19 protein-coding genes are annotated in these 16,673 nt (G+C 48.8%); 12 read left to right on the forward strand and 7 right to left on the reverse strand.

Annotation, left to right across the window (positions count from 1 at the left end):
- Positions 1 to 350 precede the first annotated feature (350 nt).
- A complete protein-coding gene (locus ATH90_RS00600; protein WP_098465494.1) occupies positions 351 to 674 on the reverse strand; it encodes an addiction module antidote protein in 324 nt (107 codons plus the stop codon).
- A gap of 405 nt (positions 675 to 1,079) precedes the next feature.
- Between ATH90_RS00600 and ATH90_RS28885 the strand changes: the two genes are divergently transcribed.
- Complete coding sequence (locus tag ATH90_RS28885) at positions 1,080 to 1,307, forward strand: hypothetical protein (RefSeq protein ID WP_141537443.1); 228 nt, start codon at positions 1,080 to 1,082, stop codon at positions 1,305 to 1,307.
- On the forward strand, positions 1,304 to 1,804 hold the full coding sequence (locus ATH90_RS00605; RefSeq protein WP_090406889.1) for an Imm70 family immunity protein: 501 nt from the start codon (positions 1,304 to 1,306) through the stop codon (positions 1,802 to 1,804). The genes ATH90_RS28885 and ATH90_RS00605 overlap by 4 nt, the downstream gene beginning before the upstream one ends.
- Before the next feature lie 401 nt (positions 1,805 to 2,205).
- Here the strand turns inward: ATH90_RS00605 and ATH90_RS00610 are convergent, their stop codons facing one another.
- Together ATH90_RS00610 and ATH90_RS00615 are read right to left on the reverse strand one after the other, a co-directional pair.
- A complete protein-coding gene (locus ATH90_RS00610) occupies positions 2,206 to 2,691 on the reverse strand; it encodes a hypothetical protein (protein ID WP_098465491.1) in 486 nt (161 codons plus the stop codon).
- Between the two features lie 50 nt (positions 2,692 to 2,741).
- A complete protein-coding gene (locus tag ATH90_RS00615) occupies positions 2,742 to 3,131 on the reverse strand; it encodes a helix-turn-helix domain-containing protein (protein WP_199727392.1) in 390 nt (129 codons plus the stop codon).
- A 99-nt stretch (positions 3,132 to 3,230) separates the two neighbouring features.
- Here ATH90_RS00615 and ATH90_RS00620 point away from each other — a divergent pair, with 99 nt between their 5' ends.
- Both ATH90_RS00620 and xerC read left to right on the forward strand, forming a co-directional pair.
- Entirely contained in the window at positions 3,231 to 6,260 is a 3,030-nt protein-coding gene (locus ATH90_RS00620; protein WP_098465492.1) for a CHC2 zinc finger domain-containing protein, read from the forward strand.
- 12 nt (positions 6,261 to 6,272) lie between these two features.
- The gene (xerC, locus tag ATH90_RS00625) at positions 6,273 to 7,370 is read left to right on the forward strand and encodes a site-specific tyrosine recombinase XerC (protein WP_098465493.1); all 1,098 of its coding nucleotides are present in this window, start codon (positions 6,273 to 6,275) and stop codon (positions 7,368 to 7,370) included.
- Between the two features lie 395 nt (positions 7,371 to 7,765).
- On the opposite strand, the gene ATH90_RS00630 is transcribed toward xerC, so the two are convergent.
- Positions 7,766 to 8,089 carry an addiction module antidote protein gene (locus ATH90_RS00630; protein ID WP_098465494.1) on the reverse strand — a complete coding sequence of 108 codons (324 nt, stop codon included), beginning with the start codon at positions 8,087 to 8,089 and terminating at the stop codon, positions 7,766 to 7,768.
- 524 nt (positions 8,090 to 8,613) lie between these two features.
- Between ATH90_RS00630 and ATH90_RS00640 the strand changes: the two genes are divergently transcribed.
- The 6 genes from ATH90_RS00640 (at position 8,614) to ATH90_RS00670 (ending at position 12,501) form a co-directional block, all read left to right on the forward strand.
- Positions 8,614 to 8,886 carry a hypothetical protein gene (locus tag ATH90_RS00640; protein WP_098465496.1) on the forward strand — a complete coding sequence of 91 codons (273 nt, stop codon included), beginning with the start codon at positions 8,614 to 8,616 and terminating at the stop codon, positions 8,884 to 8,886.
- 82 nt (positions 8,887 to 8,968) lie between these two features.
- Positions 8,969 to 9,822 (forward strand): IS5 family transposase gene (locus tag ATH90_RS00645; RefSeq protein ID WP_098465497.1). Its coding sequence is split into 2 segments (ribosomal slippage): positions 8,969 to 9,310 and positions 9,313 to 9,822, totalling 852 coding nucleotides; the frame shifts between segments, so codons are not numbered across the junction.
- 34 nt (positions 9,823 to 9,856) lie between these two features.
- Entirely contained in the window at positions 9,857 to 10,237 is a 381-nt protein-coding gene (locus ATH90_RS00650) for an HNH endonuclease (RefSeq protein WP_211290109.1), read from the forward strand.
- Between the two features lie 10 nt (positions 10,238 to 10,247).
- Positions 10,248 to 10,859 (forward strand): hypothetical protein, encoded by a 612-nt coding sequence (locus ATH90_RS00655; protein WP_141537444.1) that lies wholly within the window; start codon positions 10,248 to 10,250, stop codon positions 10,857 to 10,859.
- Positions 10,860 to 11,348: 489 nt separating this feature from the next.
- Positions 11,349 to 12,149 (forward strand): ParB/RepB/Spo0J family partition protein, encoded by an 801-nt coding sequence (locus tag ATH90_RS29490; protein ID WP_244905977.1) that lies wholly within the window; start codon positions 11,349 to 11,351, stop codon positions 12,147 to 12,149.
- 4 nt (positions 12,150 to 12,153) lie between these two features.
- Positions 12,154 to 12,501 (forward strand): hypothetical protein, encoded by a 348-nt coding sequence (locus ATH90_RS00670; RefSeq protein WP_098465499.1) that lies wholly within the window; start codon positions 12,154 to 12,156, stop codon positions 12,499 to 12,501.
- A gap of 545 nt (positions 12,502 to 13,046) precedes the next feature.
- Here the strand turns inward: ATH90_RS00670 and ATH90_RS00675 are convergent.
- A complete protein-coding gene (locus ATH90_RS00675; protein WP_098465500.1) occupies positions 13,047 to 13,289 on the reverse strand; it encodes a hypothetical protein in 243 nt (80 codons plus the stop codon).
- 535 nt (positions 13,290 to 13,824) lie between these two features.
- On the opposite strand from ATH90_RS00675, the gene ATH90_RS00680 reads away from it, so the two are divergent.
- A complete protein-coding gene (locus ATH90_RS00680; RefSeq protein ID WP_098465501.1) occupies positions 13,825 to 14,403 on the forward strand; it encodes a hypothetical protein in 579 nt (192 codons plus the stop codon).
- Between the two features lie 240 nt (positions 14,404 to 14,643).
- Here ATH90_RS00680 and ATH90_RS00685 read toward each other — a convergent pair whose 3' ends face one another.
- A complete protein-coding gene (locus ATH90_RS00685; RefSeq protein WP_098465502.1) occupies positions 14,644 to 15,654 on the reverse strand; it encodes a replication initiation protein in 1,011 nt (336 codons plus the stop codon).
- Between the two features lie 187 nt (positions 15,655 to 15,841).
- Positions 15,842 to 16,186 (reverse strand): helix-turn-helix domain-containing protein, encoded by a 345-nt coding sequence (locus ATH90_RS00690; protein WP_098465503.1) that lies wholly within the window; start codon positions 16,184 to 16,186, stop codon positions 15,842 to 15,844.
- Between the two features lie 152 nt (positions 16,187 to 16,338).
- Between ATH90_RS00690 and ATH90_RS28890 the strand changes: the two genes are divergently transcribed.
- Positions 16,339 to 16,653, forward strand: a complete 315-nt coding sequence (locus ATH90_RS28890; protein ID WP_141537445.1) for a hypothetical protein — start codon at positions 16,339 to 16,341, stop codon at positions 16,651 to 16,653.
- The last annotated feature ends 20 nt before the right edge of the window (positions 16,654 to 16,673 follow it).

Genomic DNA, 16,673 nt, shown 5'->3' on the forward strand with positions numbered 1-16,673 from the left:
GTCATGACAAATGCCTGACAACCTCCCTACAAATGCCAGACATCCCCGCAGGCCGCAAAGCGGCCTCGATCCACGGCAAAAAATACAGGCACGCCATGGATGTATACATCCGGTGCCAAAGGGGTGCCCTTTGAAACCCCAAGCCGCCTCTACGAGTCGATAAATCTGAGTCATCTTTTGGACCGGAAATGTTTTGTGGCCACCGCCTGCACGCAGTCGATGTCCGCAAAACCCTGATCAGGGCTGCGCCCCGACACCCCTTTATGTCCAAAGCCTAACGCGCTGCGCTTGTTGGCCACAGCCGACACGGCGGCTACGCCACCGCATCGTCAGGGGCTACCGAACGGGCATCAGCCAGGTACTTCGCCACTGCATGCAGGCTCATCAGAGTCGATAGGGCAAACGGTCAACTTCACGCCCAGCGCATGCACGATCACCAGCAGCGCGTCCAAGCGCAGGGTGTCACCGGCGCTGAAAAAACCTTCCAACTGATCGTGTGTAAGCCCTGTTGCTTGGGCGATTACACCGATGCCCTTGGCGTGTGCCGCCATGCCTAATACCTTGCCGAGATAACCTGCATCACCCGTCTGAAGCGCATCCGTGAGAAAGATGGCCACCGCTTGCGGGTCGGTCATGGCGTGCGCTGGATCGTATGGAGTGAGTAGCTCGGGCATGGGAAATGACTCGCGTGACAGAAATTTAAAATAGCGTATTGAGCGTGTTGAAACGGATTCAAAACCCGCGTCGGGGTGGTTTTGTGGGGTGACAGCGCGCCACCTGATCCGACCGGCGTGCAGGCCGCGCCACGTCTGGCGTTGCGCGTGTAGACAACGAAAATCGCGTCGGGTGATACTGTTGGTGCAAAAGCTACTGGTGGCGTTGCTGGAAAGGTAGATGATCTTGCCTCTACTGGGACACCTGTTCGTCCCACACCCCAAAAATCTGAAATTGATGTCGGCGCTGATCTTGGTGCTGGAGCTCGCCCACAAGTCAGTTATAAAAATGGACAAGAAGTTCCTTACGGCACTTCGGGTAGTGTTCGTCCAGACTGGTGTGTAGGTAACGTATGCAGTGTTGAAGTGAAAAACTACAACATCGCAAAAAATCAAAGCGGATTGATTAGTAATGTTTCCAAGCAAGCCCTCCAGCGAGCTGAAAATTTACCGCAAGGAATGCAGCAGCAAGTCGTTATTGATATTCGAGGGCAAGCTGTTACGCCTGTGCAGCGTGCGCAAATCGTTCGTGGAATAGTTGATAAGTCAAATGGGGCAATATCTCCCTCATCCATCAGGTTTAAAGCAGAATGAAAAATGTAGGTGTTCTTGCCGCAATGACAATATCTGTCTTAGGTCCAGCCTCTGACGTTGACTGTTTTTTTAAGTCAGTTGTGTTTTTTCTTGAGGGCGGCAAAAGAGGAAGCAGGTATCCCTTGGTTACAGAGAAGCTTTATTGCCGCTCTTTAAGCAAAAACGAACTGGCTGAGTTAAAGATAGATTTAGAGAGTGTAAGGGCTGAGTTTAATAGCATTCCTGCGGATAGCTTTGATATAAGCGCTTTCGGGGTGGACGAGGAAAATACTCGTTTGCTTTTGAGTGGTAATACTCTGGCTGATATCTTTGCTCGCTTCTTCAAAATTATTTTTGATGCTGTCGAATGTTCAGATGTTTTTTATAAAGAGTTTAATGAGTACGTCCCTTTAAGAATCGGCTTTACCGACGCGCCTGACTATATTTTTGATGTGAATCGTTCCGAAGACTTGTATAACTCTCTTGCTTCTGACGAGTTACCGTTCTGGCGTCGCTGATCTGTAGAAATTCTATTTTTTATTTAGCACCGGCTTAACGCCGGTGTTTTTGCATCCGATTTGCAGCCCTTTTGCTATCTATTTGCTTCCCTTTTGCTCCCAGGTTGCATCCTTTCTGCACTCAGGTTGTACCCCTTTTGCACCCATCCTTACGACCTACGGTCTACCTGCTCAATACGCCCTTTTTCAGCATGATTTTTCGCTCCTTAACAGGAGCAAAATCTCAATACACAACACGCACCCCCGTCCGGGGTAAGTGTTTCCTTGTAGATCAAAGGGTTAGCCATTTTTCGTGCTGATTGGTGGTTATACATTTGTAATACAAAACAGAGCTAACTATTTGATTTGTCTAGGATCATGTGTATAGCTTTTGTTATACATCGCTCCATAACTTCGCTTGCTTAGCTGTTTCGCCTGTCCCGAGCCTTTTCCAACGGATCAACCAGTTGCTCTGTCATGGCCAGCAGAAAGAATCCCCAGACGATAGCGGCATAAGCCCAAAAGCTATTGAGGTACTGTAGCCAAATGAAATGATCGTGACCAAATATGCTCAGCAGAGCATAGGCAAACAACAAAGCTGCGATAACTGGAAAGAGCAGAAAATTTGTCTTTAGGTACAGCTCAAAATGTAGTTCGGCAATTAGTTTGTAAGTGAGAAGTGCTATTCCGCCGGACCAAATGGCTTTTAGCCCAAAAATAAGAAAGAATCGTCTCGTCTGAACAGCTTCTGAGAGATGATCTGGTATGCCGAACCATATGCTGCCGTCAACCGAAATCTGTGGGCCACTTATTAGGAAATAAGCCACTGCCAGCATTGGCCAAGCAAGGATTTTTGAAAGGTCTTGCAGGTTTTTTACATCAGTGAGTTTCGGCATTACGTCAGCCATATTCGAGCAGTCCTTAGTTTCGTATATCTACCCGTCCTTGGTTTTCTCGGTTATGCGCCGGGCAGCCTATTGTTATCCGTCCCCATGATTTTTGATGCCTGATACTTGAGAATCATCCCATCGAGCAGTGCCTTTATCACTGATTTCTCGGCTTCGGGCATATGGCTGACGGCCTCAAAGCGGAGGCGCAAATCGTCGGACGGCCCGCGTTCTCCTTCAGCAAACACCAAATCATCCAAACTGACGTGCAGAGCCTGAGCAAGCCGAATTAGGGCTTCTAAGGTTGGCTGCGCCGTCCCTGCCTCATAACGCCGAATCTGATTAACGTGCACTGACGCGGTGTCAGCCAGAGTTTGCTGGGTTAGATCGGCGGCTTTGCGCAGCTGGATCAGGCGTGTGGGGAAATGCATGGGTAGGAACCAGATCGTTTCGGATTCCATAACTGTATGCCCTGTCTCTGATAAGGTTTGACTTGGACACAGTATAAGGTATTAAAATAAAACCTCAAACGAGCGTTGACGTATTTTGGAGAAAACCCGATGGCCCGCATCCCCGAAGCCGAACTGGAACGCCTCAAACGGGAGGTGTCGCTGGTTCGGCTGATCCAGTCGCAGGGTCATGAGTTGAAAAAGCGCGGCAAGGACTGGGTAATGTGCTGCGTGTTTCATGACGAAAGCACACCCAGCCTGTCGGTCTCCGAGGAGAAAAATCTCTATCACTGCTTTGGCTGCGGGGCCGCAGGTTCGGTGATCGATTGGGTGATGAAAACTCAAGGCGTGTCGTTGCCGCACGCGGTTCAACTGCTGCGCAACGACGCACCACTGGAGAGCGCGGAAAAAGTCGGTGTGTCGCGCAGCCAAACCCGACACCTCCCTTCTTTAGCTGCGGGCTCTTCTGATCTTGAAGCCGCGGCGCTGCTGCGTTCGGTGGCTGAGTTCTATCACGCCAATTTCAAACAGTCCCCCGAAGCATTGGCCTATCTGGCGTCTCGCGGCCTGAACCATCCCGAGCTGATCGAGCATTTTCAGCTCGGCTATGCCAATAAAACCCTGACCTATCGTTTGCCTGCCGGATATACCCAGGCAGGCCGCCAGATGCGTGAGCAGTTGCAGGCCTTGGGTGTTTTGCGTTCTACCGGACACGAACATTTAAACGGTTGTCTGGTCGTGCCGGTGTTGGGTCTGGAAGACGGCGCGCAGCCGGAGCAATCCGGGCGAGTGATGCAGCTTTACGGACGGCGAATGCAGCCGAACAACAAAATTCCGGCTAACCAATCTCGGCATTTGTACTTGGCCACGCCGTTGCGCGGAGTCTGGAACGAAGCGGCGTTGTTGGCCAATCTGGAAATTATTCTCTGTGAGTCGCTGATCGACGCCATGACCTTTTGGTGTGCGGGTTTTCGCAACGTCATCAGCGCTTACGGTGTGAACGGTTTTTCCCAAGATCACTGGCAGGCCCTGAAACACCACGGCACCCAGCGGGTAATTATTGCTTTCGACCGCGACTCAGCGGGAGACGCAGCAGCCGAAAAACTGGCCGAGGAACTACGCTCTGCCGGCATCGAAGTATTTCGTTTGTTGTTCCCACAAGGTATGGACGCTAACGCTTTCGCCTTGCAGGTAGAAAATCCGGCCCAGGCGCTGGGCGAACTGCTGCAACAGGCGCTGTGGCAGGGCCAAGGCATGCCGGTTTTGGTCGAGCCAGAAATCACTTTTTCTTTAGCCGCTGCGCCGCAGGCAACCGCCGAGTTGCCACCGGTGCCGGGAGTTTCCGATTCGGAAACTTTGACGGTCGCGGGACCAGTTTCCGAATCGGAAACTTTTAGCGAAAACGCCCAGGGCGATCTTTTGTTGGCCGTTGCCGACCGTCGATGGCGGGTACGTGGCTGGAAAAAGAACCTCGGCCCGGAGCAAATGCGGGTCAATGTGCAGGTGCGCCGCGAGGTCGCCGAAGAGCACGTAATGGGCCGCGAAGCGGCCTATTACGTGGACAGTTTTGATTTGTATGCGGCCAAAGCCCGGTATAGCTATTTGAAACAGGCCAGCATAGAGCTGGGCGTGCCGGAAGAAATTATCAAGCGCGACCTGGGCAAGTTGTTGCTCAAGCTGGAAGGTTTGCAGGAAGCGACAATCCAGGCGGCACTGGCCCCGAAAAATCCCACCCCGACGCTGAGCGCCGAGGATGAGCTGGCCGCATTAAACCTGTTGCGTGCGCCGAATCTGATCGAGCGCATCGAGGCAGATTTGACCCGTTGTGGTGTCGTCGGTGAATCCTACAACCTGCTGGCCGGGTACTTGGCGGCCGTTTCTCGCAAACTTGATCAGCCCTTGGCGGTGTTAATTCAGTCATCAAGCGCGGCCGGTAAATCAAGCCTGATGGACGCAGTTCTAAACCTGATGCCGGAAGAAGAACGCATCCAATACAGCGCCATGACCGGCCAGAGCCTTTTCTATCTTGGCGAAACGGATCTGCAACACAAGATTCTGGCCATCGCCGAGGAAGAGGGCGTTCGCCAAGCGGCCTATGCCCTGAAATTGCTGCAATCGGACGGCGAATTGACCATTGCCAGCACCGGCAAGGACGAAGCCACCGGCAACCTGGTGACCAAGCAATACAGCGTCAAGGGCCCGGTGATGTTGATGCTCACCACCACGGCCATCGACGTGGACGAAGAACTGCTCAACCGTTGTTTGGTGCTGACCATCAACGAAAGCCGCGAACAAACCGAAGCCATTCACGCAGCCCAACGCAAAAAACAAACCCTCGACGGCCTGCTGGCCGACGCTGAAAAACAGGCGATTACTCGCCTGCATCAGAACGCCCAGCGCCTGATCAAAACCGTGGCGGTGGTCAATCCGTTTGCTGATCAACTGACGTTTCTTTCGGACAAAACCCGCACCCGGCGCGACCACATGAAGTACCTGACGCTGATTCGCTGCATTGCCTTGCTGCATCAGCATCAACGCCCGATCAAACACGTCGAGCATCGCGGCAAATCCCTGGCCTACATCGAGGTCACGAAGGGCGACATTGTGTTGGCCAACCGGCTGGCCCACGACATTCTTGGTCGCACCCTGGACGAACTACCGCCGCAAACGCGGCGTTTGCTGGAGCTGTTGCAAGGCTGGGTCGAGGCCCGAAGTCAGGCGCAGGGACTCAAAGAAAAAGAGTTTCGGTTCGGTCGCAAGGACGTGCGCGAGGCCACTGGCTGGGGAGATACCCAGTTAAAAATCCATTTGGGCCGACTGACCGAACTGGAATACCTGCTGCTGCACCGCAAGGGGTTGGCCCATGAATACACCCTCACGTATGACGGCAAAAGTGGCAACCAACCGCACCTGATGGGCTTGATCGATGCCGACCAACTCGACAACACATCCGCTCGGTCGGGGGATTCAGAAAAGCGGTCGGACTCAGGTCGGGTCATGGTCGGTACTCAGTCGGACACCCTCAACCATGCGCAAAGCCACGCTGTTTCTGGCGTTGAGGCCGAAGCGGTCGGCCTGAACGAAAAAGCACTGATCCAGCCGCCACAAAAAAACCACTCCGCGTTGTCCAGCGCCGTCTAAGTCGAGGTGGTTATGCCGAAAAAAGGCGAGAGCAAAAAACAGCGTGTGTCGGAACAAATCATTGGCCCGCTGGGCGATCCGGGCAGCCTGTATTTTCAGATGAAACAGTTCCTGCAATACCAGCGCGAACGGGGTTATTCCGAGCGCACCGTGGGCAACCGCGAAAGCCTGCTGATTGCGTTTATCCGCTGGTGTGACGAACGAGGTCTGACCCGACCACAAGAAATCACCCGACCGATTTTAGAGCGCTACCAGCGTCATCTTTTTTTGTATCGAAAAGCCGATGGCGAAGCGCTGTCAGCGCGTAGCCAAACGGTGCGCATCACACCAATTCGGGTGTGGTTCAAGTGGCTGACCAAAACCAACCGCATCTTGTACAACCCGGCTTCCGACCTCGATCTACCGAGGATGGAACAGCGTTTGCCGAAACATATCCTCAGCAGCGACGAAGCTGAACGCATCCTCAATGTGCCGGACACCCAAACCCCGACCGGCATCCGCGACAGGGCGATGCTGGAAACCCTCTACAGCACCGGCATGCGCCGCATGGAGTTGATTGGCCTGAGCTGGAGCGCCATCGACTACGAGCGCGGCACGGTGATGATTCGTCAGGGCAAGGGCAAAAAAGATCGGATGATTCCCATCGGCGAGCGGGCCTTGGCGTGGATCACCAAATACCGCGACGACGTCCGGCCCCATTTTGTTTTGGGCCAGGACGATGGCACCTTGTTTTTGACCCAGCAGGGCGAAGGATTTAGCCCCAATCGACTGACGCAACTGGTGCGCGAACACATCGAAAAAGCCAACATTGGTAAGCGTGGCAGTTGCCATTTGTTCCGCCACACCATGGCCACGCTGATGCTGGAGAACGGCGCCGATATTCGTTTTATCCAGGCCATGCTCGGGCATGTCAGCCTGAACACCACGCAGATTTACACCCAGGTCAGTATCCGGGCGCTCAAGGAAATTCACACTGCGACCCATCCGGCACGTTTGCAACGTCAGAACACAGCCAGCCAAACCATGGCTGAACCCCTTCCTGACGACCCGGTTGAGGCTCTGTTAACCGCTCTGGACGCCGAAGCGGACGAAGAGAGCGATCAGGCCTGACAAATGCCAGACAAACACATGACAAGTGCCTGACAAGCACCTGAAGTCATGACAAATGCCTGACAACCTCCCTACAAATGCCAGACATCCCCGCAGGCCGCAAAGCGGCCTCGATCCACGGCAAAAAATACAGGCACGCCATGGATGTATACATCCGGTGCCAAAGGGGTGCCCTTTGAAACCCCAAGCCGCCTCTACGAGTCGATAAATCTGAGTCATCTTTTGGACCGGAAATGTTTTGTGGCCACCGCCTGCACGCAGTCGATGTCCGCAAAACCCTGATCAGGGCTGCGCCCCGACACCCCTTTATGTCCAAAGCCTAACGCGCTGCGCTTGTTGGCCACAGCCGACACGGCGGCTACGCCACCGCATCGTCAGGGGCTACCGAACGGGCATCAGCCAGGTACTTCGCCACTGCATGCAGGCTCATCAGAGTCGATAGGGCAAACGGTCAACTTCACGCCCAGCGCATGCACGATCACCAGCAGCGCGTCCAAGCGCAGGGTGTCACCGGCGCTGAAAAAACCTTCCAACTGATCGTGTGTAAGCCCTGTTGCTTGGGCGATTACACCGATGCCCTTGGCGTGTGCCGCCATGCCTAATACCTTGCCGAGATAACCTGCATCACCCGTCTGAAGCGCATCCGTGAGAAAGATGGCCACCGCTTGCGGGTCGGTCATGGCGTGCGCTGGATCGTATGGAGTGAGTAGCTCGGGCATGGGAAATGACTCGCGTGACAGAAATTTAAAATAGCGTATTGAGCGTGTTGAAACGGATTCAAAACCCGCGTCGGGGTGGTTTTGTGGGGTGACAGCGCGCCACCTGATCCGACCGGCGTGCAGGCCGCGCCACGTCTGGCGTTGCGCGTGTAGACAACGAAAATCGCGTCGGGTGATACTGTTGGTGCAAAAGCAACTGGTTCGGTAGATAAGCTTCCACCTCTACGGCAAGCATATGTCGATGAAGTTAATAGTTTGTCAGAGATTAGTCTCAGTATGCGCGCAGCAGGTGCAACGCCAGAGCAAGTCGCTCGTCAACTCCATCAGATACGCCGTGAGTTAGGCGTTCAATATAAGGATCTAACACCACCTGATAAGCTTGCAGGGATTTATGAGCGAAACTTGCGAGTATATGGGGACAAGCTTGGGCCATCTATTGATTGGCTGAGAGCTAAAGGCAAAAGCTGGGAGCAGATAACTGAGTCTGCAAGTCGTTCAGGCGGGAAGGATTTAGGTTTTTAAATATGACTGATGAATTTGCATCAATAGTACTGGGTGATGAATACGATGCGGTGTTGCGTAACGCCCTGCACATTGTTTTAGTCAGGCTTGGTGCTGTAGGGCTTGATAAGTCCTGGGCGGTTGGGGGCTCTCAAGAAATTGAGGTCGCAGAGGTTGAATTGATGGGCGAGAAAGTTAAAATTGAGTCAGAAACATTCGTGGGTCTTACTATATTTGGACCTGGGTTTATTATTGATGAGGTAGCCGAGAAAGTGCGTCAGGAACTTGCTCTCTAAGCGTTTAAACTAGGTTCTGTACGAAAACTCACGAAACACCGTTTTCTGTAAAATTCATTGCCATTACAGCCAGGAGGCCAAGATGGCAAAGCGATATGAACTCCCTGACACAGCCTGGGATCTGATTGCCGATATCTTTACTCGAACCCGACGCACCGGGCGCCCTCGAGTCGATGATCGCCTGATGCTCAACGGCGTGCTTTGGGTGCTCTGCTCGGGAGCAGCCTGGCGAGATATGCCAGAGCGCTTTGGTCCTTGGTCAACGGTGTATCAACGGTTTCGCGACTGGCGTAATTGTGGCGTTTTCGATCAGATGCTCAAGCGCCTTCATATCCGGTTGAACGAGCAGGGCTTGATTGATCTGGAAACCTGGATGATCGACTCCACTGCCGTTCGTGCAACCCGAGCCTCATCAGGCGCCGGGAAAAAAGGGGGCCTGAAGAACTGCAAGATCACGCGCTCGGACGCAGTCGGGGCGGCCTGACAACCAAAATCCACATGCTATGCGACGCCAATGGCGTGCCGCTGCGTTTCCTGCTGTCAGGCGGACAAGCCAGCGATATTGCCTATGCCCAACCGTTACTGGATGAGGCTTACATCCCAAGCTTGCGCGGCCGTCCTCGCAAACGCTGCCGATGGCTGTTGGCCGACAAAGGATACGATGCTGAAGCCCTGCGCCGGTACTGTGATCGTTATCGAATGCAACCGGTAATCCCGTTGCGCAGCATCAAGCGCAAACCCAAGCCGGGTTTGCGCAGACTGTTTGATCGCCCCAAATACCGGCAGCGCAACATCATCGAACGCATGTTTGGCTGGCTGAAGGAGAACCGGCGCATCGTGACGCGTTTTGACAAGCTCGCAACAAGTTTTGCAGCGATGGTCTCATTGGCCTGTGCGATGCGGTGCTTGCGACAATACTTTTCGTACAGAGCCTAGGACCGCTGGTGGATTACTCGCCTATAAACGGGCGGTGGCGAAGGCCTCTGTTGCTCCAAGCCCCACGGCGAGTGCGGGGGGGGAGCAGGGTGGTAAAAAGGACTTAGACGCTCCTGCTAAAGTCGATTACTCAAGTATTGAAAATCCACCAAATGTTGGTCCTGGTAAAGAATTCACATTGCGGCAAAAACAAGAGGCGTTGGAGTTGAACAAAGCTGCCAATGATGGTGTAGTTAAATCCGATCTCAGTGGTACTGTGCTAGTCCAACCACAAAAAAGCCAGCGCGGTGTAACCCCAGACCCTAACGAGTGGCAATTTGACCATGTTAAGTCAAAAAATTGTGGCGGTACAAATTGCAGCTCAAATATTCAAATTTTATCTCGACAAGAAAATAGAATTAAATCTGATAAGTAGGTAAGTAAAAATGAATAATTCGATTCGAAACATAGATGAACTACCTTCAGTTGAGCGTATTAAGAGTGTCGCTCAAGGGTTGGCGTTGCTGGATTCCATAATCATACCTGAATGGGAATATAGATATTTCTCATTCAACTGTAATTGGGATGGTGTAGGAACAGAAATGATGGGCTCAATGAGAGACGGTTCGGGGGGCGAGTATTTCTTACATTTTACTAATGCAGGGGTCGCAGGAAAAGTTATATTTGGGTCTCCTTTATCTGATGTGTCTAAGTGTTTGGATACTATGCCTGATGCGTTTCAGCAATTTAAAGTTGAACCAGCGTTCTCTACGGATAATGCAAGTCTGTTTTTTTGGCGAGATATCAAGCTGCTGTCATGGCACGCGTCTCCAGATGGACTGAAAGAATATCCGTTACTAGGATTTTTGGTGGGAGGCATTGAGGCTTATAAAGGCTTAGTGCAGGATTACTACGGGAAAAAAATTGATGCATTCGTGCTTGAGGAAGTATTTGCATCGCTAAATGTGACCGCAGACCAGTTAATGGTACTTAATCCTAATATAGAGCTTGGTGACCTAGTCGATGACTTTCAAGAAATTTTAGGCCATGCGCTTTAATATTTAAATTGGTAGAGTGGAACAAAAAATCAGGTCAAAAAAACATCCTGTGAAAAATGGATAAAAGAAAGTCGAGATTCAAGAAAAATTAAATAATTACTGTCTTTAATAACGCTTTGCTCATGCATTAAAAGATTTTTCTCATATATATAATGTCGGGTTAAAACCAGTAGCACATACCAGGCGTGGCTTATTTTTAATTTCGTAAAAACTATAGCGTTATGCGTGCACAGTGTTTTATTATCGCGTAATTTTGCGACGTTATTGGATAGGTGGGGGAGAGAACCCGAAACCTGCATCCCTTACGGGGCTATTATCCATGATATAGTTAAATTCAAAATTTAGTGTCACGCAAACTATCTTTTTATGCCTGTAATATCTGGTGCGATTAACTTTTAATTTTTCCCAAGGTTTGTTTTTTGCCGCTACTTAGTGCTCTGTATCAACATCATCAACGCTGCCAAGATACGGAAAGGCAGTTGGGTTGCTATGAATGGTACGCAATACAATTACCTCTCCCATAATCAACTCGAAAGGGCAGCGAAAAAAATAGCGGCATGCACGGATGATGCGTGTCTGTTTAATACAACTAAAAAATATTACGAACTCAGTCTCAAGCAAGATATTGAGGCGATCACAAACTGCGCAGCCAACCCAACCACCTGCGCAGGGCCATCAAAAGAAGTGGCCAACACCATGGCCGATCTGAACTCCATCAAGGACTTGGTGGGAGACTCGCCCAAAGCCAGGGATGCGCTGCAGAACCTGATAAATTCAAACTATGAGTTTCAGGAGATGTTGGCCTCCTCTAACACCGAGCACTCGGTGGATGCGATGGTTGAGTCGCTGAGAGCAAAATGGAATCTTAGCGATGCACAAGCTAGTGGTATAAGCTCTGAGCTGAAGGTAGTTCTGGCTGTTGGGCTTAGGACCGCCGGGGGATTGCTTGCTTATAAACGAGCGGTGGCAAAGGCTAAAACCGCTCAAAGCCCGGTGATGAATGCGGGGATTGAGCAGGGCGATACAAACGGCGAGGATAATTTAGATCCTAAGCTTATACATGAGGATCCGAGAAACCTTATACCTACTCAAACCAAGTCTGAAATGTCTGGGTCACAGATTAAGCGTCTCGCAAAAGATATGGAGAAAAACGGGTTTGATCCAAGTGAGCCTGTTGATGCGTGGAGAAACCCTAATACAGGGCGACTTGAAATTCAGGACGGGCACCATAGAACTGAGGCGGCCAAAAAGGCAGGCTTAGACAAAATTCCAGTAAACGTCTGGGAGTGACAAAATGAAGGAAAAATATCAAGCAGCATTTATTATTCCTATCGGGGCAAGTAAGGTGCTAGGTGAAGATGGCTGGGAATTTAAGAGTTCCAAGCGATTATCTAAACAACTGGGAGAGTACTTGGTTGAACTTTTAGATCTTGAGTTTTTAGATGCGTATTCTGGAATTGTAAGGTATGCTGGTGATGATATAAAAATGTCGATTTTTCTTGATGATTGTAATGAGGTTGAGAATATTTACTTTCAGTTTTATGATGAATCTATAAAGGGTTTTTCTGAAACATGCAAAGTGAATGGTTGCTTCTCAGAAGTGGAAATATTTATTCCTAGTAAAAATTTAAGCCCACTATAGAAACAGTATTTATGATAGTGACTGTGGTGCTTGGCAGTTCCATACCAGTCAGTCATTCGCTTAATTAGAATAAAGAGTGACATGCTCTAACTGGATATGATGTTGAATAGTTAGTAAATGCTGGGAAAAAGGAGCCGACCCAGACTTGCGGATTGATGGTGAACTAGCCGATGTTTTCTGGCCGATCACTAAAAGTCCAATTTCGGTGCTGAAGACAATAACAGGTAAATAAAGACTTACCAAGCGGAGCCCAGATTAGATTCAATCTTGATAGCTAAATTTCGATAATAAGTAACAGCGTTATATAAATTACACTTGATATGACACCGGCCTCGTGCCGGTGTTGTTATATTTGGATTTTGATTTTCGGAATTTTATTTAGCCACATGTTTATTTTCCCTTTTTCATGCTGGCCTTGACGCATGGACAGTGGTAATCACCAACACTATTGGGCGAGAAAGGTGTGTTGGCTGGCCGGTTACAGTGTGGCGGTTCAGACGTTTTAAAGCACTTCGGAAGTAAGAGAAATATCTCCATAATGGAGCTCAAACGTATCCGTAACGCACGTCTGCGAGGTATTTTAGCGTGTCCGCCTTACGCTCCATTGAGCACACGGCCTGTTTCACTAGCAATTCGCAGTAGACAAAGTCTTTAAGTGACAAGTCACGAAGCAATGAGTTAGTAAGTAAAACCTCATCATCATAGGAGTCTTGCAATAGTTGGTACTCCGTAGTCATTTCCTTTATTTGAGTTTGCAGTTGCTCAATTGTAGGGATGTTTTCGTTCATGGCGGCTGCTCCTTCCCATTTGTGATGAGGTGGGGGACTCAGAGTCGCTGTCAAGGATAACTCTGTTCGCCTAGACGCTCAAACACACCCGTTGGTCCGCCAACCTTTAACCGTAATAGCCCAGCAGTGACAACATTTCAAATATTTCAGCGTCTTGGGCTCTGTGGAGTCAAACTCAGATCCGGGTTATTTTTCCAAATAAGAGAGGCAAAGTAGAAATATTTTTTTATGAAGAATGCGCTTCGTGATCGAGTTTAACTATTGAAAAGAGGTGATTTTTTGAGTTCTGCAAAATATGGATTTTTATTTTTCTGCGTGGGGTTTTAAGTTCCCGCCTGCGCACCATGCAAATCAACCACTGTAGCTGCGCGTTGTTCTCACATGCAGAGGATCAAAATCATTACTTTCAAATTAAAGTTTTTAAATGAAATAAAAATCAAAATTCCTCGCTATTTACACATTTGATAAGCTTCTAAGTTAGTGGTAGGGTTTCTTCGTCGAACTAATTTAAGTTCGCAATACGAGGATTTAAACTATGGCTAATGTGTATAGAAGTGAAGTGATTTTTAAGGGCAAGAAATCAGAAATTTCAAATTTTATAAAAAATACGTTCAGCACCGAAGATGGGCAGCAGTATTTAGACTTTGAAAAACTACTACCACTAAATGGTAAAAACGCTCTAGACGTGTGGGGCTGTGACAGTGAAGTATTCAATTTTGAAGTGACTCGGTCTGAAGATCAGTGTTTTGCTTTTAGATTCGACGTTACCGGCGACTTACCGTCATTAGTGATTTCACAGATTATGAATATCAAGGGAGGGTTGGCAGAAATAATAATCCGCTCGTGCTGTGAGCAGTTATCAATTGCGGTACATATGATCGGAAATAGAGATTTGCGAACAATGATTGCGGATAGGAAAAGCAGGAACCCCCTTAGTAAAAAATTTATCAAACATATTAGCAAGGCTCTCTGGGGCTATTCTAAAGTTCCAAATTTTGTGGATCAGGGATTCATTGATGTAGGGGGTGGTTGTTTTATGAAATTTCATTCTATGACTTCACTGGAAGATCTATACCCAAGATTCAAAAAACTAAGTAAATTCAGCAAGTTGTAACGTTTAAAAATTATGCATTACTAGAAATTGTTACTCATTTCTGATGGCTGGTTAACTCCAGCAGTGCATACCCAACAGGTAATGTTTTCCCGTACTCGGTAGTGATTAACGCTTCAGCTATGTGTTTGTCATGTCTAAATTTTGAAAAATGTATGTGTGTGGGGGAAGTTTTCCGCTAATCCAACTCCCCTACGGGGCTATTATCCCTGATATAGTAAAAGTGCAACTTTTAGTGCCACATTAAGAATTCAATACATCAATCAAGCCTTGGCTCTTCCTTCGGTAATATGTCCTACGGCTAATATTCAGTTTCTCCCAAGGCTTCTGTCCGTCCTTGGTGCAAGCGTTGGGATTACTTTTTCTATAATAGTAAGTGCGCTTCGGTATCCCTTCCTCCTCCCATGGCTTGCCATCCACATAAATTAGATTTGCCTTGCTCTTCTGCCTTGACTGCCTCGCTCTATCACTTTTCAATTCATTAAGCCGTTCAATCGAAAAATTACAAGTTATGAAGCGATACACGCTATCAGCGATGGTTTCCACTTCGTTGGTTCCTAATGGGCACTCAAAACTGTTAAATGCCATTGCTTGGTCAAGAATATTCGAGCGCAGTTCGCTATGATGGCATCTGTGCCAGTTCGAATATGCCCATAAGCGCAGATTTTCAAACAGGGTACAGTTCCTGCCACTGGCAAAGCCATCTTCAACGTGTTTGGCCTTTTTGACTTCCCGCTGATGTCTGACCAGGTCTCTGTCTACAAACTCGTTAAGATAATCAAGATCATAGGGTTTATCTTCAAATGAAAAGACCTTATAAGCTGATGCCTTGAAGGGGTTCTTGGTTAATAGCCCGTTATAGTTCATATCGGCACCGATCTTAACGGCTAGCCCATGCTCTACATCAGAACAGTACTTTATTGGCTTTAAACGCCCACTTACGTCATTCTTTACGGAGGTTTTAAGGATGTAAGTCATATGCGACCGCCCGTTGTCTAAATTCCTAACAATGAGGTGAGGGGCTGGCAGGCATTTATCCGCCCAGTCTAATATGCTCATCTCACTGTCTAAGTCAAATATCATAAAATATTTATGAGTTAACGAGTTGGGCTGAATATGACGTGATTTAAGGGCTAAACTTAAGCCGCCTATATTCTTACCGAAGCTGTAGTCATTTGTGTGATAAGGCTTTGGGGGAAGTTTGGATCTGTATATTTCTAGCGTATTTTCAAGTCTTGGCTGTGTACTATTCATTTTCTCCTCTATAAGTTAATTATTTAGGAGAAAATTTCGAGACTGGCTCTTGCTACTCTAACTTTAAATGCTATATTGATTGTGCAGGTAGTTAAATGTAGAAATTAATAAGGTTGGTCGCCCCCGGAATTTCTACTCCTTAAAAGCAAGATACCATTTACCTCTTGAAGCGCAAGTTTCAAGAGGTTTATTTTTTATTGGCTTTTTTCAGGATTTTATTTGCTTCACTCACTATCTCTTTTAAAGACGTTTCATCAGCTTGATATGCAATATCGCAGAGTTCGTGCCGAAGATTTGCGGTGGTAGGTGCCACATTCTCTTGTGTGACAAAAAATCCATCCATTGTGATGTTCAGGGCTAGAGCGATTTGCTCGAGAACCTCAATGCTTGGTGCATATTCCCCTCTCTCGTAACGGCTAACCGTCATCGACTCGCATCCCAGCATCTCTGCTAAGGCGGCTTGTGTACATGCCTTGGCTACTCGCAACTCTTTAATTCGCTTGCCAAGGATCGTAACTGCACTCTGAGTCATGAGGAAAATTCCTTAAAATCAGATGCTTACATTGATAGGCTTCGCCTAGAAGGCCAAAAAATAGCTAGCTTCTTGCAATAAAATAGACATTTTGCGTATAGTCCCATTTCGTCTAGTCGAGTCGTTCGGTTAGGCCGATAGGGGATCTCGTTATGAAACAAACAGTTAAGGCCGTACTGATTGGGCTTGGAGTCGTAGCAGTAGCGGGCTGCGCAGAATTGCAGCAGCAAGCTGGCGCGTTCCTTCCACAGCAGAACCAACCTCAACAAAATTCGTTAGAGGGTGGTCAGCAGGTCAAAACGATTGGAGGGACTGGAGGTGCTGCAAGCTCTGGATCTATTCAGCAAGGTGTGGCTGACGAAGGCTCTTCGCTTGTAGGCGATTTGGTCAAAGAGGCAGGGAGCACTGCGAAGAGCCAAATATCAGGCTCTATTCGTTCCGCTATCCGTGGTGCATTCAGCAATTGATGCAGTTAGTTAAGCCCCTA

Source organism: Pseudomonas lurida (assembly GCF_002563895.1).
GTDB lineage: Bacteria > Pseudomonadota > Gammaproteobacteria > Pseudomonadales > Pseudomonadaceae > Aquipseudomonas > Aquipseudomonas lurida.